This window comes from Vibrio sp. 10N.222.55.B11 (assembly GCF_041473705.1).
GTDB lineage: Bacteria > Pseudomonadota > Gammaproteobacteria > Enterobacterales > Vibrionaceae > Vibrio > Vibrio crassostreae_C.
On the sequence record NZ_JBFRST010000049.1, the window covers coordinates 60186 to 79226 of the forward strand.

The 19041-nt window shown below is 44.8% G+C and carries 20 protein-coding genes; 3 read left to right on the forward strand and 17 right to left on the reverse strand.

Going from position 1 to position 19041, the window contains the following annotated elements:
* Positions 1-32: 32 nt before the first annotated feature.
* Positions 33-602 (forward strand): UPF0149 family protein, encoded by a 570-nt coding sequence (locus AB4503_RS17700; protein WP_017062064.1) that lies wholly within the window; start codon positions 33-35, stop codon positions 600-602.
* A gap of 75 nt (positions 603-677) precedes the next feature.
* Here AB4503_RS17700 and AB4503_RS17705 read toward each other — a convergent pair whose 3' ends face one another.
* The 17 genes from AB4503_RS17705 to aspS form a co-directional block, all read right to left on the reverse strand.
* Positions 678-1709 (reverse strand): potassium channel family protein, encoded by a 1032-nt coding sequence (locus AB4503_RS17705; RefSeq protein WP_017063519.1) that lies wholly within the window; start codon positions 1707-1709, stop codon positions 678-680.
* A gap of 175 nt (positions 1710-1884) precedes the next feature.
* A complete protein-coding gene (gene nadA / locus AB4503_RS17710; RefSeq protein ID WP_017062067.1) occupies positions 1885-2946 on the reverse strand; it encodes a quinolinate synthase NadA in 1062 nt (353 codons plus the stop codon).
* A 209-nt stretch (positions 2947-3155) separates the two neighbouring features.
* Entirely contained in the window at positions 3156-3938 is a 783-nt protein-coding gene (gene ybgF / locus AB4503_RS17715; protein WP_017062068.1) for a tol-pal system protein YbgF, read from the reverse strand.
* Positions 3939-3971: 33 nt separating this feature from the next.
* Positions 3972-4514 carry a peptidoglycan-associated lipoprotein Pal gene (gene pal, locus AB4503_RS17720; RefSeq protein WP_017062069.1) on the reverse strand — a complete coding sequence of 181 codons (543 nt, stop codon included), beginning with the start codon at positions 4512-4514 and terminating at the stop codon, positions 3972-3974.
* 113 nt (positions 4515-4627) lie between these two features.
* Positions 4628-5980: a Tol-Pal system beta propeller repeat protein TolB gene (gene tolB, locus AB4503_RS17725; protein WP_017062070.1), complete on the reverse strand. Its 1353-nt coding sequence runs from the start codon at positions 5978-5980 to the stop codon at positions 4628-4630.
* Between the two features lie 12 nt (positions 5981-5992).
* Positions 5993-7060 (reverse strand): cell envelope integrity protein TolA, encoded by a 1068-nt coding sequence (gene tolA / locus AB4503_RS17730; RefSeq protein WP_372115477.1) that lies wholly within the window; start codon positions 7058-7060, stop codon positions 5993-5995.
* Positions 7061-7073: 13 nt separating this feature from the next.
* Entirely contained in the window at positions 7074-7517 is a 444-nt protein-coding gene (gene tolR / locus AB4503_RS17735) for a protein TolR (RefSeq protein WP_017062072.1), read from the reverse strand.
* Between the two features lie 3 nt (positions 7518-7520).
* The gene (gene tolQ / locus AB4503_RS17740; protein WP_017062073.1) at positions 7521-8204 is read right to left on the reverse strand and encodes a protein TolQ; all 684 of its coding nucleotides are present in this window, start codon (positions 8202-8204) and stop codon (positions 7521-7523) included.
* Entirely contained in the window at positions 8194-8631 is a 438-nt protein-coding gene (gene ybgC, locus AB4503_RS17745; protein WP_017062074.1) for a tol-pal system-associated acyl-CoA thioesterase, read from the reverse strand. Before ybgC ends, tolQ begins: the two co-directional genes overlap by 11 nt.
* A gap of 172 nt (positions 8632-8803) precedes the next feature.
* Positions 8804-9106 (reverse strand): cyd operon protein YbgE, encoded by a 303-nt coding sequence (gene ybgE / locus AB4503_RS17750; RefSeq protein WP_017062075.1) that lies wholly within the window; start codon positions 9104-9106, stop codon positions 8804-8806.
* Positions 9099-9206: a cytochrome bd-I oxidase subunit CydX gene (cydX, locus tag AB4503_RS17755; RefSeq protein ID WP_000270284.1), complete on the reverse strand. Its 108-nt coding sequence runs from the start codon at positions 9204-9206 to the stop codon at positions 9099-9101. The genes ybgE and cydX overlap by 8 nt, the downstream gene beginning before the upstream one ends.
* Before the next feature lie 31 nt (positions 9207-9237).
* The gene (gene cydB, locus AB4503_RS17760) at positions 9238-10374 is read right to left on the reverse strand and encodes a cytochrome d ubiquinol oxidase subunit II (protein WP_017062076.1); all 1137 of its coding nucleotides are present in this window, start codon (positions 10372-10374) and stop codon (positions 9238-9240) included.
* A 13-nt stretch (positions 10375-10387) separates the two neighbouring features.
* On the reverse strand, positions 10388-11974 hold the full coding sequence (gene cydA, locus AB4503_RS17765; RefSeq protein ID WP_372115478.1) for a cytochrome ubiquinol oxidase subunit I: 1587 nt from the start codon (positions 11972-11974) through the stop codon (positions 10388-10390).
* Positions 11975-12526: 552 nt separating this feature from the next.
* Positions 12527-13543, reverse strand: coding sequence for a Holliday junction branch migration DNA helicase RuvB (ruvB, locus tag AB4503_RS17770; protein WP_017062078.1), 1017 nt, complete (start codon positions 13541-13543; stop codon positions 12527-12529).
* A 103-nt stretch (positions 13544-13646) separates the two neighbouring features.
* Entirely contained in the window at positions 13647-14258 is a 612-nt protein-coding gene (ruvA, locus tag AB4503_RS17775; RefSeq protein WP_136982367.1) for a Holliday junction branch migration protein RuvA, read from the reverse strand.
* 153 nt (positions 14259-14411) lie between these two features.
* A complete protein-coding gene (gene ruvC / locus AB4503_RS17780; RefSeq protein ID WP_008219936.1) occupies positions 14412-14933 on the reverse strand; it encodes a crossover junction endodeoxyribonuclease RuvC in 522 nt (173 codons plus the stop codon).
* 159 nt (positions 14934-15092) lie between these two features.
* A complete protein-coding gene (gene aspS, locus AB4503_RS17785) occupies positions 15093-16865 on the reverse strand; it encodes an aspartate--tRNA ligase (RefSeq protein ID WP_065585130.1) in 1773 nt (590 codons plus the stop codon).
* Positions 16866-17179: 314 nt separating this feature from the next.
* Between aspS and AB4503_RS17790 the strand changes: the two genes are divergently transcribed.
* Entirely contained in the window at positions 17180-18085 is a 906-nt protein-coding gene (locus tag AB4503_RS17790; RefSeq protein WP_029235140.1) for a DUF72 domain-containing protein, read from the forward strand.
* A gap of 139 nt (positions 18086-18224) precedes the next feature.
* Positions 18225-18953, forward strand: coding sequence for a carboxy-S-adenosyl-L-methionine synthase CmoA (cmoA, locus tag AB4503_RS17795; RefSeq protein WP_017062083.1), 729 nt, complete (start codon positions 18225-18227; stop codon positions 18951-18953).
* The last annotated feature ends 88 nt before the right edge of the window (positions 18954-19041 follow it).

Genomic DNA, 19041 nt, shown 5'->3' on the forward strand with positions numbered 1-19041 from the left:
CGCAAATATGTTCCCTTTTACGGTACCTCACTTTGACTTTACAAGATATTCTTGCGCTTCCAGAGTTGGAAGGAAAGCTAATCACAGAACACAAAACAATGGGCTTTGTCACTGCAATGGCAGCGGCACCGAATGTGTTAACCCCGCATGAGTGGCTACCGTTCTTATGGGGTGGCGAAGAAGTCGCACCTTTTACGGATGGTGAACAGCTAGAAAGCTACATTGAAGTTATCATCGAGCTTTGGAATAAAACCCGCCCAGAACTGATTGAAGGGACTTGGGTTTGGCCTGAAGCTTGTCAATTAGACGACGAAGAAGTGGTGAACACTGCCGCTCGTGATTTTTGTGAAGGCTTGCTTCAAGGCTGGCAGATTGCTCGCGACGATTGGGAAACACTAATGCCTGAAGAGAGCGAAGATAACGCACTCGTTGGCGGTGTCCTGCTGTCACTGAGCATGCTTTACGATCCAGAAACGTCAATTGCTACGCTTGCAGAGCAAGGCATCGAAGGCCTAGAGCAGTTCGAAGAGATCTTTAACGCTGTTCCTGTGATGCTTTGCGGACTAACGCAGCGTGGCATTGCACTGGCTGAAGCTCAATAACAGTTAGCTTTATACAAGCCAAAAGGCCTCATTATGAGGCCTTTTTTAGTTTTCAGACGAAATAAAATAGTCGCTTTAGAAGCCTTTCCAATCGAAGTCATCAATTCGCTCATCAGCAATATAAAACAGCTTAGTGCCACTGCTGACCACTTGATCTAACTCTGGGTTGAGTTCAATACCGCTCCCCGTATCAATGGCGATCAGAGTTGCTTGATACTTCTCTTTAAACACTGAGAAAATAGGCGCGACGGTGACAGACTCAGCGTCTTCAGGGAAATACGTTGAATACTGTGTCATGCCTCTTGTTGAGCTCAATAATTCTTGGTGAAGCGCACTGGAACCTGGGTCTACCGCAGCCTTTGCTAGCATCTCAGCACCCACCGCTGGAATACATTCTGAGTTAGGGCAATGCTTGTGTAACAAATCGCTCAGCGCTTCATCTTTAAAGTAAACAAGAAGGTGCGCTTTAGGGTTTCGGTTGGCACAGTAAAGCGCCGCAGATAACGTAATGTCGTCTTCTGGGTTATCAATCAGGATGCAACTTGCAGACTCAATGCCCGTTTTCTCCATCTCTTTGCCATCGGTGTAGCTGTTTACTTTGACGAAATTGATTTCACCGGGTAACGGGTTCTCGATATCTGAACGCGTACATAGCACGATTGGTCGTTTACCGGTTTCTTCGTGTTGTAGCATGCGGATGAGATGAATGGTTCTTTGCTCATTCCACCCCAACATCAAAATGTGGTTGTCCACTCTAACTCTCCTTTTTCCTAGCAAGCCCGCTCGCCAATATTCAACACCTTCTGTCGCCACTTTACCGAGCAACGCGGCAAAAAGGCTCAACCCGCCTGGAATCACAAATAGAATAACGATCCACTGCCCCGCTACCGTGGTCGGTGATAAATCACCATAACCAACCGTAGAAGCCGTCACCACCAAGTAGTAAGCGAATACGGTAACCGAACTGGTTAAATCTGTTTCACCCGCCAAATACAGCATCGACCACGATAAAGCGATGTAGCCAAGAAAAGTGAACAGTAAGTTTTTGCCATTCAAAACAAAGATGTTTGCTTTGATCCAGCGTTTGAGTTGTAACCAGATTATCATTCGAGCCTCTAATCTTTTCCTCTTACTTACATGCTAGAAAAAATACGCGATATCAACAAGATGTATCATCAGAAAAAGATACATGACCACAAGATTGATATTGGCGGCCTATACGCAGATACAAAAAAACCAGCACTATTGGCTGGTTTTTTTATTGGTTAGATAAAAGAACGACTTACGCGTTACCTTTTACCTGCACATTTAACTGCTCTGCAAAATCTAGCATGCGGTTCAGTGGGATAAGAGACTTCACACGCAGTTCGTCAGAAACGAAGATCTCGTGTTGCTCACCACCGTTCTCAAGCGCATTTTCAATCGCTTCAAGGCCGTTCATTGCCATCCAAGGACAGTGTGCGCAGCTACGACACGTTGCACCAGCACCCGCTGTCGGCGCTTCAATCAGCTCTTTTTCAGGAACCAATTGCTGCATCTTGAAGAAGATGCCTTTGTCTGTCGCAACAATCATCTGTGGATGAGGCAGCTCTTTTGCTTTCTTGATCAGTTGGCTTGTTGAGCCTACAGCATCAGCCAGTTCAACCACGCTTGCTGGTGATTCTGGGTGAACCAAGATAGCCGCTTCTGGGTATACCGATTTCATTTTCTTCAAAGCATCAGCTGAGAACTCATCATGAACGATACACTCACCTTGCCAAAGCAACATGTCAGCGCCAGTTTGATTTGCGATGTAAGAACCTAGGTGACGGTCTGGCCCCCAAATAATGGGTTTGCCTTCAGCGTCTAGGCTTTCAACGATTTCTAAAGCGATGCTCGACGTAACTACCCAGTCTGCACGAGCTTTAACAGCTGCAGAGGTGTTCGCGTATACAACCACAGTGTGGTCAGGGTGAGCATCACAAAATTCTGTAAATTTGTCAGCTGGGCAGCCAAGATCAAGCGAACATTCAGCTTCAAGTGTTGGCATTAAAATGCGTTTTTCAGGAGTAAGAATCTTTGCAGACTCACCCATGAAACGAACACCAGCGATGATCAAAGTGCTTGCTGAGTGACGGTTACCGAACTTAGCCATCTCTAATGAATCGCCAACGAAACCACCAGTTTCTTCTGCCAGAGCCTGAATTTCAGGATCGGTGTAGTAGTGTGCAATTAGAACTGCATCTTTTTCTTGAAGTAGTTTTTTGATGTTTGCGATGTGGGCCTGTTTCTGAGCGTCGCTCAATGGAACTGGCTTAGGCGGAAACGGGTAAACTGTATCGATTTTATCTAGTATATGACTCATTGCTCTTGCTCTACGCAACTTCTTCCGAGAATCCGAGTATTCTACACAGGACAGCGATTGGGATCAAAAAGGATTGGTTGCAAGCGGTGACTAGCTAATGCTTAAAACGCATAAACAAGGCGATGTGTTGTCATCACTAGCAAGAGAAGTAAACACTAAACGGAAGTGAACAGGTATAAAAAAGAGGCGCCTAAGCACCCCTATTTTGGTTATAAGTGGGTTTTGGCCACTTTAGCCGAAGCACTGTTTGGGTGCTCGGTTACGACTTGTTGGTAATATTTCTTAGCTTGCGTCGCGTTGTTGTTGCGCGCTGCTATGTCACCAAGCTTAACCAGTGCATCTGCTCGCTTGTTTGAGTCTTTGTACGACACAACAGCAGCGAAGCTCTTCACGGCTTCTTTATCTTGCTTCTTAGCGAAATAAAGCTGACCTAACCAGTAATGTGAGTTAGGTGTGAAGGTAGAATCTGGGAAGTCTTTTTGAAACTTTTGGAATGCAGCGATAGCACCCGTGTAGTCTCGTTGCTTTAGAATCATATCTACAGCATTTTGATAAGCAGTTTGCTCATCCACATCAGTACTGAACGTACCAGAAGCGTCTTTAGAGCCTTCGCTCGCCGCCACTGCTACCGTTGCTGTTCCTGCTGCTTTCACCTCGCCTCTTACGCGATCCAGTTCAATGAACAGTTCACGCTGACGCTCTAGCATTTGCTTCATATCGTAGCTGTTTCGTTCCAGATCACCACGAAGTTCACTGATCTCCAGTGCCATGTCGTCGATTTGCTGTTGCATTTGAAGCTGAACGAGATTGCGATTTTGAAGCAGGCGCTCTAAACGCTCAATATCTGATTCGTTAGATGCTGATCGAGAGGAAGATGATGAATTGGTTGCGGTACTATTGAGATCGGATACTGGAGCTGGTGCAGCGAACGCGGTGTTCGCTGCACTTGCCAGTAACGAAAGCAAAATGACTCGCTTTGTGTTACTGAACATGAGGCAATTCCTCAATTATATAGTCTACTAAAATTAGTAAACTAGTACTGCGCGACGGTTTTTAGCGTACACATCTTCAGATTGACCTAGAAGAAGTGGCTTCTCTTCACCGTAGCTTACGATAGAGATTTGGTCAGCTTGAACACCTAGAGCTTGTAGGTATTTCGCTACAGCTTGTGCACGACGCTCGCCAAGTGCGATGTTGTACTCAGGAGTACCGCGCTCATCAGCGTGACCTTCGATAGTAACGTTCATGTCAACGTTCTTAACTAGGTATGCTGCGTGAGCTGCTAGCATTTCTTCGTAATCGCCAGCGATAGTAGAGTTATCGAATGCGAAGTAGATTGTTTGAGTTTCACGTAGCGCTTGCTCTTTAAGCTCTTGCTCAGACAGTTGACCGTTAGCGTCAATTGGCGTTACAACAGTTGTGTCTACATTGCCTTCTGAACCTGAAGTTGTCTGGTTGCTTTCAGTACCAGATGTTGCAGATGTTGCTTCATCAGTTGAGCTACATGCCGTTACTGCCATCACTGGTAGTGCAATCATCAAGCCTTTAAGAACTTTGTTAAGTTGCATCTTTTTTTCCTTACGTTATCAAACTTAGTTTCTACAGCGACTAAGAGTGCTATAGATAGTTAAATGCCACAATAGTTAACACTATCAATAGCTAAAAGAATATGTAATTTTCCCTAGAGGAACGGTGACCATGCAGGCGCTCTTACGCGTCCGTTAGTTGCCGGTAATCTAGCTTTAAAACGTCCATCGATAGAAACCATCGATAGTACATTTGTTTTGTTGTAAATAGAGCTATAGATAACCATACCTCCATTCGGTGCAATACTTGGAGACTCATCTAACAATGTTTTTGTTAGTACCTGAACCGCACCGGTTTCCAAATCTTGCTTAGCCAAGTTAAAACCTGAGTTGCTGCGATTCACCATGATCATGAATCGACCATCAGGAGTGATCTGGCCACCTAAGTTTTGGCTACCTTGCCAAGTAATACGAGAAGTCGAATTATTGGACAAATTTACATTATAAATCTGTGGTTTACCACCACGATCCGATGTGAAAATAAGAGACTTGCCATCTGGGTGCCAGAATGGTTCAGTATTATTCGAACGGCCGCGGGTAATTTGAGTCAGCTTACGGCTAGCAAGGTCAAGTGTGTACACCTGAAGGCTGCCCGTTTTCGACAATACCAATGCCAATGTTTTACCATCTGGCGAGAATCTTGGCGCACCATTGTGACGAGGGTATGACGTCACTTTCTCACGTTCACCCGTGTAAATATTCATGATGAATATTTCAGCTTGGCCATTCTGGAAGCTCACATAAGCTAGCTTTTTGCCGTCTGGTGACCATGCTGGAGACATGAGAGGCTGCTTAGAACGAAGTACTAAACGCTCGTTAAAGCCATCGTAGTCAGCAACACGAAGTTGATACGGGTACTTGTCTTTATCGTTCACTACCACGTAAGAGATACGAGTTAAGAACGCGCCTTTCTCACCAGTTAGCTCTTCATACACTAGGTCTGAGATACGGTGTGCGTACTCTCTCAAGCGATTACCAGGAACCGTAGCCTTCTTATTGAATAGAACGTGATCTTTAGAAAGCACTAATTGGCCTTCATCACTCAGCGCACGACTTTGTCCTTTGGTCAGTTGACCACGAACAATGTCGATCAATTGGTAATTCACCACATACTGCCCTTCGGCATTTTTAGTGATACTACCGGTAAGCAATGAGTCAACACCTAGGTTAGTCCAAGCATCAAAGTTAACCTCAGTTTCGCTGTAAGGCGTTTGAGGCATTTTGCTTGTCGCAACTGGGCTGAATTTACCACTGCGCTGTAAGTCAGAAGCGATAACCGCTGATACATCGTGTGGCAATGGCTCTGAGCCTTCCCAACGGAAAGGTACAATAGCGATAGGCCTTGCAGAGTTAATACCGTCTGTAATAACCAGCTCCAGCGCTGCATGTGCAAACTGGCTGCTTGTAGCTATTAAGAAAACAAAACTCAGTAATAGTTTCTTTAACACAAGTTCGTCCTTTTACTCTGGTGATACAGTTAAGTTAATGTCTTTCAGTGAGTTCACAATGTCTGGGTCTTTAGGCAACGGGTAAGATTGTACTTGTGCCACCGCACGCTTGGTTGCTGCACATAAACGGCTATCGCCATCTAAGATACTCAAACTACCCAATATCGCGTTAGAGCCCGTTGGAATCAGCTTAAGGTTCACTCGACATGAGCGTCCTCGATAGCTGTCTTCTAACAACAGGTTCTGTTGAATCAGTTGGGTATAGATAGCCCCGTAACGTTGCGCTTCATCAGTGATAAATTGTTGTCTTGCTGAAGAGTTTTGAGTCGCTTCCGTTTCAAGCCCAGCAAAGATATCGTTCAATGCGGCTTCTTGTTGTTTACGCTCTTTTTCTGCTTTTGCTGCAGCTTCTTTTGCCTTACGGGCTTTCTCTGCTGCGGCTGCCGCTTCTTTCTCTTTCGCTATGCGTTGCTTTTCCGCGAGTTCAGCGGCTTCTTTCTCTTTACGAGCTTTGTCTGCTGCCTCTTTCGCTGCTTTTTCTTTTGCCACGCGTTCTTGTTCAGCTTTTGCGATTGCCGCTTCTTTGGCTTTACGCTCGTTCTCGGCTTTCACTAACGCAGCTTCTTTTAGCTTACGGTCAGCTTCGGCTTTAGCGGCTTTCTTTTGCTCTTGCTGTAAACGCGCTTCTTCAGCTTTGCGTTGTTTCTCTTTCTCAACTCGACGCTTTTCAGCTTCACGAGTTGCTTTAGCTTCTTTCGCTTGCTGTTCTTTTAGCTTGCGAATATTTTCTTCTTCAGCTTTACGATTCTTTTCAAGTCGTTCGCTTTCACGTCTTAGTTTGTCAAGACGCTCTTGCTCTTTCTTGCTTGCCGCTTCTCTTTCTTGACGAATCTGTTGAGCTTGCTGGCGAACCAACTGAGGATCAATCACCACTGCTTGAACCATCTGCCCTGTAGGCTTTGGCTCTGACATCGTGAAATCCGCCCCCCAAATGAGCGCAACGAATAAAATGACGTGCAGCCCAAGAGAAATAAGAAGCGGTGATCTGAAATTATTGGATTTTTTATTATTCGCTTTCATGAATGCTACGGAGCTATTCCCTTATATCCGTTAAAAGGCCAACCTTTGGCACACCTGCACGGCTTAATTCATCAAGTAATAAAACCACTTCAGCGTATGGCGTTGCGGCATCACCACCAACCGCCACTGGAGAGTTTGGCTTCAGAGACAACTCGGCTTTCACACGGACGATAATATCTTCCATTGATAAGCCACGCTGTACTTCTTCGTCATTAACGCTCAAGCCAAGTTCACCGTCTTTGTTCACTTCAACGATGATGAAACTTGCATTGTCGTCACCCAGTAGGTCTTGTGCCGATTTAGCCGTTGAAGCCTGAGGCAATTCAACGTCAACGCCTTGAGTAACAAACGGCGAAGTCACCATAAAAATGATCAGCAAAACCAGCATAACGTCGATGTAAGGTACAACGTTAATCTCTGCTGTCATTTTGCGTTTTTTAGGTTGGTATCCAGCCATCTATTATTCCCTGCCAGCCATCGCTTGACGGTGAAGAATACTGTGAAACTCTTCAGAGAAAGTCGCGTAGTTGTGTTCTAGCTTGCCTACTCGGCTGCTGAAGCGGTTGTACGCCATAACAGCAGGAATTGCTGCAAATAGACCCATTGCTGTTGCGATCAGTGCTTCTGCAATACCAGGAGCAACCATTGCGAGCGTCGCTTGCTTCACTTCACCTAATGCGATGAATGAGTGCATGATGCCCCAAACCGTACCAAATAGGCCGATGTATGGGCTGATAGAGCCAACGGTCGCCAAGAAAGGTAAGTTAGTTTCTAGTTCATCAACCTCACGAGCAACGGCAACGCGCATCGCACGGCCAGTGCCTTCCATAATGAAGTCAGGTGATGTTGCATTCGATTTACGAAGGCGAGCGAACTCAGTAAAGCCTGCGTAGAAAATTTCTTCAGTACCAGAAAGCTCGTCTTTGCGTTTGTTGCTCTCTTGGTACAGTTTTGCAAGATCAACGCCTGACCAAAATTTGTCTTCAAACACTTCTGTTTGTTTAGAAGCTTGAGATAACACTTTACTTCTTTTTATGATCATCGCCCAAGAAACAACAGACATGCCCATAAGAGTCAGCATGACCATCTTAACTAGTAAACTAGCTTCTAAAATTAGGCCTAAGATTGAGATTTCAGCAGTCACTATTCGTTAGCTCCGTGAGAATAAATGTTGGCATTGCTTTGGGTTTCATTTTTTGATTATCGATACATGCTACCTTAACCATTGCTTTACACAATGCCTTGCCATCAGGATTTACGATCTCTTGACAGAAGACCAAGGTAGCTCGCTTCAACTCGTAAATATTTGTAATGACTTGTAAAGAATCATCAAGACGCGCGCCTTGAATAAAATCAATGTCCATATGTCGGACTACAAAACCGATGTTTTGTTCTAACAATACTTGCTGAGAAACGCCAATTGAGCGCAACATCTCAGTTCGAGCGCGTTCGAAAAACTTAAGATAGTTTGAATGGTATACAACGCCACCCGCATCGGTGTCTTCGTAATACACAGTCACTGGCCACGTAAATAGCTTAGATAATCCCTGCAATTTGCTACCACAATCCAAAACGATAAAGATCTCACTATAACCTAACTCCTTATCATTAATAGTATATCGCTGTGAATTTTTTGATTTGAGAGACGAAAAAAAAGGCCATCTGTATAAGATGACCTCTTTTTGGCTAAAAACCCAACAAGTATAAAGGCTCACGTTGTTATGAACCTAAATCCTTTGCCTTTTATAGAAGGCGCAGCACCGTTAGGTAGAGCAAAATTGTGAGTGAAACATATGGGCTAAACAGTAGCTGCCACATCCAAGCTCTTGGCTTAAATCCGATACCGTAAACCATGCTTGAGCATACTGCCCAAATAAACATTGGTCCGATGATCGCGTTAAAGCCACCGATGCTTGTCGCATACGCTTCAGGATCCCACATCACTAAACCCACATGCATGAAACCCAATACTAGGGCTAAGGCTCTAAGCAGAGTCTTATCCATTGGTTGATGCAGCTTAGCGATTTGCTCTGCGAGATTACTCACTGTCTTTGTCCATCATTTCTGAATGCTCTAGCCATAGAGCATTGATGATGCCGAATGCACATGCTAGAAGTACACCCAAAATCCATGCGAAATACCACATAAAATTTCTCCTAAGTTATTTAACTTCTAGCTTAGTAAGCTGAAACGTCGTTATCTTCGATGTGTTTCTTATCTAGACGACCGAACATTTTGTAGTATGTCCAAGTTGTGTAGCCAAGAATCACAGGAACCATTACCGCCGCAACGACAGTCATAAGACCAAGCGTTAGCTCACTCGCTGTTGAATCCCACATAGTCAAGCTTTGGTTAGGGTTCAGGCTTGATGGCATTACGAATGGGAACATTGCAAAACCAGCCGTTAGAATAACACCAGCGTTCGATAGGCTTGAGAACAAGAATGCGAAACCACCACGCTCAAAGCGAGATGCAATCACAGCAAGCAGTGGCATTGCTACACCAAGGATCGGCGCAGCCCACATTGCTGGATAAGTTTCGAAGTTTGTCATCCAAGCACCCACTTGAAGTGATACTTCTTTGTTTAGTGGGTTTGAGTCAGCAAACGTATCGATAGTGCTCGTAATTACATAGCCTTCGATAGATTGAACCCAGAAACCACCAATAACGAATAGAGCAATAGCAATTAGGCCAGTGATCTGAGCAACGTTACGAGCACGAGCGTGCAGCGCTTCTGTTGTCTTCATTTGAAGCCATGTTGCACCTTGCATCACGAACAACATCAGAGCCAACACACCACAAAGCAATGCAAATGGGTTAAGCAGAGCGAAGAACGTACCATGGTACTTAGACATCATAAATTCGTTCAGTTCAAATGGAACACCTTGTAGTAGGTTACCAAATGCCACACCGAAAATGATTGGTGGTACTGCGCCACTAAAGCAAAGTGCGTAGTCCCAAGTTTTGCGCCATTTTGGATCTTCGATCTTTGAACGGTAGTCAAGAGCAAGTGGACGTAACCAAAGTGCAGCTAGCGTTACGTACATTGCGAAGTAAAAACCAGAGAAAGACGTCGCGTAAACCAGTGGCCATGCAGCAAACAATGCACCACCCGCAGTGATAAGCCAAACTTGGTTACCATCCCAGTGAGGGGCAATCGTGTTTAGCATAATACGACGTTCAGTGTCGCTCTTACCGATAACAGGTGACAGAGCGGCAACACCCATATCAAAGCCATCAGTTACGGCGAAACCAACCAGTAGAACACCGATCAATACCCACCAAATAAGTCGTAAGCTTTCGTAATCAAACATAATATTCCCTCACTTATACTTCAACTGAACGGCTAACTTTGTCTTCAACAGAGTTATCGTTTTGTTCGAAGTGGTAACGGCCTGTCTTCAAGCTACTTGGACCTTTACGTGCGAATTTCAGCATTAGGTAAACTTCAGCAATCAAGAACACTGTGTAAAGTGCCAGGATAGCGAATAGAGAAGTCCAAAGCTGTTCAATAGTCAGTGCTGATGCAGCAACGTTAACCGGTAGGATTTCACCAACCGCCCATGGTTGACGACCAAACTCAGCAACGAACCAACCTGCTTCAATCGCAATCCAAGGAAGTGGGATTGAGAATAGCGCAGCTTTAAGTACCCATGGTTTCTGTTCGATTTTCTGACGACACGTTTGAACAAACGCAGCACCGAATACAAACAGCATGATGAAGCCACAAGCAACCATCAGACGGAATGACCAGAATAGAGGCCAAACTGTTGGGATAGAATCATCCGCAGCCATTTGGATTTGGTCTTCAGTTGCATCAACAACGTCGTCTGTGTAGCGCTTAAGAAGCAAGCCGTAACCTAGGTCACCTTTCACTTCGTCGAACGCAGCCATGTTTTCTTCAGACTTATCGCCTGCACGTAGCTTTTCAAGCAGCTCGTACGCGTACATACCAGTACGGATACGATCAACGTGGTCATCACGTAGGTCACGTAGGCCCGTTACCTCAGTATCAAGCGAACGCGTTGCGATGATACCCATTGCGTAAGGAATTTTAATTGCGTAGTCAGTATTCATTGTCTCTTGGTTCGGAATACCAAAAACAGTAAATGCTGCTGGTGCTTCTTCAGTGTGCCATTCCGCTTCTACAGCAGCGAGCTTCACTTTTTGAACTTCACCAAGCTCGTAACCAGATTCATCACCTAGTACGATTACTGACAAGATCGCCGCCATACCGAAAGACGCTGCAATCGCGAAAGAACGACGAGCAAAGGCAAGGTCACGACCTTTAAGAATGTAGTATGAGCTGATACCAAGGATGAACATTGCACCCGTTGTGTAACCAGACGCTACTGTGTGTACGAATTTAACTTGTGCTACTGGGTTTAGTACAACTTCAGCGAAGCTCACCATTTCCATACGCATAGTTTCAAAGTTAAATTCCGCACCCACTGGGTTTTGCATCCAGCCGTTTGCTACCAAGATCCAAAGCGCAGAGAAGTTAGAGCCAAGTGCTACTAACCAAGTTACCGCTAAGTGCTGACGCTTTGACAGTCTGTCCCAACCGAAGAAGAATAGGCCAACAAAAGTAGACTCTAGGAAGAATGCAACAAGCGCTTCGATAGCTAGCGGAGCACCAAAAATGTCGCCAACATAGTGAGAATAGTAAGACCAGTTAGTACCAAACTGGAACTCCATGGTTAAGCCTGTCGCTACACCAAGAGCAAAGTTAATACCAAACAATTTACCCCAGAACTTGGTCATGTCCTTGTAAATTTGCTTGCCAGTCATTACATAAACTGACTCCATAATGGCAAGTAGAAATGCCATACCTAAAGTCAGTGGAACAAATAGGAAGTGATACATCGCTGTAAATGCAAACTGCAATCGCGACAGATCAACAACATCAATCATGGTAACTCCTTTGTGTCGGCTGAATGACACTTGTGTGATTATTCACCGCAAAAATCCATGTTAAAACAATTTATGTAATTGTTATTACAAGTTGAAATTTGTAGCAAAAACGTACCGTTATAGTTAGATTATTGTTAAGCATGAGCTAATATAGCTAGCGCTAATATTACTGGTAAAATCAGTATGTTTCAAAAGGTTTATGGGAGAACCCTGCGTTGATTTGTATCAAATTTATTCGAGCAAATTAGAGTTATTTTTGTACAATTATGATTAAAATCACACCAATTATGCTTGTCTTAATAACAGCGCATGATATCTGTGACAAATGCTCAGCACCGCCTCAACATCCGAATTACAACTACCTATAAAGTATTAACAAAAAATATGACAACTTATTTCATTTCCTGTTATCTAAATCAAACCTGAAATCAAAGTTTCCATTTTTGAAGCTCCCTTTTCGATCTTTTTATCGACTCGCTCAAAGAGTTGTTATTCAGTAAAAAGCAAAAAAACCCAGCGCTTATGCAACTGGGATCTTTAAAAATGAATAATTTAACGATTGGAGGGTTTATCTATTCCAAAGTGTAAATACGCTCTGTCGGTCGCGATTCGACCTCTTGGCGTCCTTTGTAGGTAACCTTGTTGAATCAAGTAAGGTTCTAACACATCTTCAATAGTGTCTCTCTCTTCACCAATCGCGGCAGCCATGTTGTCGATACCTACCGGACCACCACCAAACTTCTCCATAATCGCCAGCAGAAGCTTTCTATCCATGTAGTCGAAACCTTTAGCATCGACATCCAACATGTTTAGCGCTTTGTCAGCAACCTCCGGACAAATATGCCCGTCGCCTTTTACTTCCGCATAATCACGAACACGGCGCAGTAGACGGTTAGCAATACGTGGCGTACCACGAGCTCGGCGAGCAACTTCTAGCGCCCCTTCGGACTCCATAGAAAGACCAAGGCAATCTGCACTGCGCTGAACGATGTTTTGTAGATCTTCAACCTTGTAGTACTCAAGACGCTGAGTAATACCAAAACGGTCACGTAACGGCGATGTCAGTGAGCCAGCACGAGTGGTTGCGCCAATCAAAGTAAAAGGAGGAAGGTCAATCTTGATAGAGCGTGCCGCTGGGCCTTCACCAATCATGATATCTAATTGGTAGTCTTCCATTGCAGGGTACAACACCTCTTCAACCACAGGGCTTAAACGGTGAATCTCATCAATGAACAGGACATCATTTTCTTCGAGATTGGTCAGTAACGCCGCTAGGTCGCCTGCTTTTTCTAGAACAGGGCCTGAAGTCGTACGAATGTTGACATCCATCTCATTGGCAACAATGTTCGCCAACGTGGTTTTACCCAAGCCTGGAGGGCCAAATATCAACAGATGGTCGAGCGCCTCGTTACGCAGTTGTGCCGCTTTGATGAAAATCTCCATCTGGCCACGAACGTGATCCTGACCTTGATAGTCAGCCAGTGCTTTAGGGCGTATTGCACGATCAATGACATCTTCATCTTTGAATACTGGGTTATCCGGTGCAATAAGGCGATCGGCTTCAATCATAAATTCTGCTATTCCTAACTATGCTCTTGTTGACTCTGCGCTTCTTGACTCTGTGTAAAGGCAAAGTGAATGAGTCTATTTTGTCGAACACGTATATTGGGTATTAAACCATCGATTTCAGAGCTTCGCGAATCAACTGTTCACTGGTCATGCCATCTTTAGCCACTTGAGAAACCACCTTGGAAGCTTGAGTCGGCTTGTAGCCTAATGCAAGTAGCGCACTTACCGCTTCTTCTTCCGCGTCGTGAACGGTTGGCATAGAATCAATCGGAGCTGCATCTGTCGCTGGAGTAAACAAGTCACCCGCGCCCCACCCTTTCAGGCGGTCTTTCATTTCAACAACCAGACGTTCAGCGGTTTTCTTACCCACACCCGGAAGTTTAACCAGCGTCGAGATGTCTTCACGTTCAACACTTTGAACAAACTGGTTAGCCGTCATGCCTGAAAGAATGCCAAGGCCTAGCTTAGGGCCCACACCGTTCGCTTTGATCACTTCACGGAACAGCGCACGCTCTTTAACCGTGTTAAAACCATAAAGTAGCTGCGCATCTTCACGTACAACAAAGTGCGTGTAGATGATTGCCTCTTCGCCCACGTTTGGTAATTCGTAAAAACAGCTCATTGGCATTTGAACTTCATAGCCAACGCCACTCACTTCGATTAGTAATTCTGGTGGCTGTTTTTCTATTAATGTACCGCGTAGACGTCCGATCACAATTCACTCTCTTGATGGAATATAATTTGAGGGACAGAATATAAAAGAACTGGATGCTTATCCAGTTCTTTGTGTTTATTAGGATGATTTATTTAAGCTTGCTTAGCTTGAGAAACCGAATGATTCTGGCTTCAGAAACGCCATAGCCTATGGTTATCGGTAACGCCCTTTTCTTGCACCTGTTGCTTTACCCGCAAGCGCTATCAAAGTTTTATTGGTGTTGGCGTGAGTGATCGCTACGCCTAGAGCATCGGCAGCATCGGCCTGTGGTTTAGCGGGTAACTTAAGCATGCTCATCACCATGTTCTGAACCATAGACTTGTCCGCACCACCATTGCCTGTCACCGCTTGTTTGATTAGACGAGCCGCATATTCATGAACGGGGAGATCAGCATTTACCGCTGCCACTATCGCACTGCCACGCGCTTGTCCTAGCTTAAGCGCTGAGTCTGCATTCTTAGCCATGAAGACCTGCTCTATCGCAAACACATCCGGTTGGAACTGAGTAATAATTTCGCTCACACCTGCATAGATCTGCTTGAGTCGACCCGGCAACTCTTTTTCTGAGGTGCGAATGCAACCACTCCCTAAGTAATATAGGTGGCGGCCATTTTGACGAATAACACCGTAACCGGTAATGCGTGAGCCAGGGTCAATCCCTAAGATAATAGACATAACTTCAAATACTGATTATTTATACATGCTTTATGAGCTTAGTATATCGAACGCAAAAAAAAATGCCCGTCAAATTAACGGGCATTTTATTGTTCTACTACAAAATTTAGCTCTATCTAAAACTCAAAGCTTCAGTAGAAAGTTAGGCTAATCGCTTGATTAGTCTTCTTTCTTCGCTAGTTTAACTGCGATTGCTAGCTCTTCCAGTGATGCTGGGTTCGCTAGGCTTGGCGCGTCTGTTAGTAGACATGCTGCAGCTGTTGTTTTCGGAAATGCGATAACGTCACGGATGTTCTCAGTACCACAAAGCAGCATTGCTAGACGGTCAAGACCGAATGCTAGACCAGCGTGCGGTGGCGTGCCGTACTTAAGCGCTTCAAGTAGGAAGCCGAACTTCTCTTGTTGCTCTTGTGCTTCGATACCTAGGATACCAAATACCGCTGTTTGCATTTCTGCGTTGTGGATACGTACAGAACCGCCGCCTACTTCGTAGCCGTTGATTACCATGTCGTATGCATCAGAATTTGCTGCTGCTGGGTTCGCTTTTAGCTCTTCCGCGTTCACACCTAGTGGTGATGTGAATGGGTGGTGCATTGCGTGTAGGTTACCTTCGCCGTCTTCTTCGAACATTGGGAAGTCAACAACCCACAGTGGAGCCCATGCAGATGTGTCTGTTAGCTCTAGATCCGTACCTAGTTTAAGACGAAGTGCGCCCATTGCTTCAGCAACGATGCCCGCTTTGTCTGCGCCGAACAGAATGATATCGCCAGATTCAGCTTGAGTACGATCTAGAATACCGTTGATTACGTCTTCGCTTAGGAATTTAGCAACTGGAGATTGAATACCTTCCATGCCTGCAGCACGGTCGTTAACCTTCATCCAAGCTAGGCCTTTCGCGCCGTAGATGTTTACATGTTCAGCGTAGCCGTCGATTTGCTTACGAGTTAGCTTAGCACCACCTGGAACACGGATAACTGCTACGCGACCTTTTTCGTCGTTAGCTGGGCCAGAGAATACCTTGAATTCAACATCTTTAACCAAGTCAGCAACGTCAACTAGCTCTAGTGGGTTACGTAGATCTGGCTTATCAGAACCGAAACGACGAATCGCTTCAGAGAAAGGCATTACTGGGAATTGACCTAGTTCAACATCTAGAAGTTCTTTCCACATATCGTGAACAAGCTTCTCAGTCACGTTACGTACTTCTTGAGAAGTCATGAAAGATGTTTCGATATCGATTTGAGTAAATTCAGGCTGACGGTCAGCACGTAAATCTTCATCACGGAAACATTTAACGATTTGGTAGTAACGGTCAAAACCAGACATCATCAGCAGTTGCTTGAAAAGCTGAGGAGATTGAGGAAGTGCGTAGAAGCTACCTTTGTGAACACGGCTTGGTACTAGGTAGTCACGAGCACCTTCTGGTGTCGCTTTCGTTAGTACTGGCGTTTCGATGTCTAGGAATAAGTTCTCATCTAGGAAACGACGAACGAAGCTAGAAGCACGTGCACGAAGCTTAATACGGTCGCTCATTTCTGGACGACGAAGATCGATGTAACGGTACTTAAGACGCTGCTCTTCAGAGTTCGTTTGGTTGAAGTCTAGTGGAAGCGCTTCTGAACGGTTAATGATCTCTAGACCCGTCGCGTAAAGTTCTACTTCACCAGTAGCCATGTCTTTATTTACTTGGCTGTCCGGACGAACTCGTACTTCACCAGTAAACTTGATACAGAATTCATTACGCAGTTGGTTAGCGATCGGGAAGATATCTTTCATATCTGGATCGACAACAACCTGAACGATGCCTTCACGATCACGCATATCAATAAAGATAAGACCGCCTAAATCACGGCGACGGTTTACCCAGCCGCACAATTCTACAGTTTGTCCCGCCAGGGACTTGTTCAGGTTACCACAGTAATGGGTACGCATAATGAATTTCCCAATCTCTTAATTATTTACTAATTTCCAAGCTGTCAGTGGTCATTCCACACAACAGAGCAAAGGAACATTTATACGCGGAAACTCGCTTAAAATCGACCTTCCACATTCGAATTTATTGTGTTTTATCTGGCTTTGCTGCTTTTTAGCCCATCAAGTGCGCAAAGATTCATCAAAACCGAAAAAATTGCGATAATTATATCTCGAAAGTACCTTAATCAGCAAAACTCTCGTAAAGTAGATTTTCGTTTCAACCCAAAAACTTTTTGTAATGACTGATGGCGTGATGGATAACGGTGTAATAGATGGATAATCGTGTAATAACAACAGAAACTTTACCTCTAAGACTTGGATTAACTATGTGGTCTCATTCTGAGTGGCAAAGTCAGTTCTACGGTAAAGGCACCAAGCCTGCCGAACGCTTGGAAAAATACACCCAAGTTTTCCATACCGTTGAGGGCAACACCACCTTTTACGCTACGCCAAGTATGTCTACCGTTCACAATTGGAAAGCCGCCAGTCACGATGATTTCAAGTTCACCTTCAAATTGCCCAAATTCATCACCCACCAGCAACAACTGAGACACTGCCAAGCCGAACTCAAAGAGTTCTTGATGACGATGTCGCCACTGCATGACCGTATTGGTCAATGGACGATTCAGCTGCCGCACAGTTTTGAGCCCAGCATGCTGCCTGCCCTACAAAAGTTTTGCACCTTATTCCCAAAAGATATGCAGCTTGGCGTCGAAGTTCGACACTTAGGTTTCTTTGATAAGGGCGATGCGGAAAAACGCTTCAACCAATGGCTGGTTGAGGAAGGCATCAATCGCATCATTATGGACAGCCGCCCCGTTTTCTCTGCGCCACCCACCACAGAAGCGGTGATCGATGCGCATCAGAAAAAACCGCGTGTTCCTGTTCATGCAATTGCTACCGCCAATAACCCGATGATTCGATTTATTGGTCACCCAGACCAAGAACCTAATATTGAGTTTTTTAAGCCTTGGTTTGCCAAAATCCCAAACTGGCTTAATGAAGGCAAGCAGCCCTATTTAATGATCCACACCCCAGACAATAACCACGCACCTGAACTTGCGATTGCTATTTATAAGAGGCTACAAAAGCAAGTCTCTGAAAATACATCATTATTACTGCCCGAACTGGCTCAGTTTCCAGCTCAAAAAGGCAATCACCAAATCTCGATGTTTTAACCTCTCACTTGTAAGTAGCTTCGAACCTTGAGCTAAATCTCAGTTTTCGTGACAGTGGCGTTTTTTTTACGTAAAATACGCCCCCTTTTATTTGGTACGAATTTTGTGCCAATTACGCTGACTGTCGAGAGAAAATGCTATGAGCAACACAGACAATATCTTTTCCGCTCCTATTGATAAAATTGGAGACTTCACCTTTGATGCAAGGGTTGCTGAAGTATTTCCGGATATGATTCAACGTTCGGTGCCTGGCTATAGCAATATCATCTCTGCAATCGGCATGCTGGCTGAGCGCTTTGTAAAGCCACACTCAAATATTTACGACCTTGGCTGCTCGCTTGGTGCTGCGACACTTTCTATGCGTCGTCACATTCAGCAAGAAGGCTGCACGATTTTCGCGATCGATAATTCAGAAGCCATGGTTGAGCGCTGCAAATTGCACGTTAATGCTTACCGCAGTGACACACCGGTAGAAGTGATTGAAGCCGACATCCGTGAAGTGGAAATCAAAGACGCTTCTGTTGTGGTGCTTAACTTTACGCTGCAATTTCTTTCTCCAGACGATCGATACGCTCTGCTTGAGAAAATTCATGCTGGCTTGCGCCCAGGCGGGATCTTAATCCTGTCAGAAAAATACGTATTCGAAGATGAAAGCTCAAATGAACTGCTTATCGACCTGCACCATGATTTCAAACGTGCTAACGGGTACAGCGAGCTAGAAGTAAGTCAGAAACGTAGCGCAATTGAAAACGTGATGCGCCCGGATTCGATCCCTGTTCACAGAGAGCGATTTGATAAGATTGGCTTCTCAAGCAGCGAAGTCTGGTTCCAATGTTTCAACTTTGGTTCAATGTTCGCGATAAAGTAAACATTTTAGATTACGTAACCGTCGCGACACCGTTAGCACGTACTAAAATGTCATCCTCAAGAGCGAGGAACAAACGAATTGGGGATCT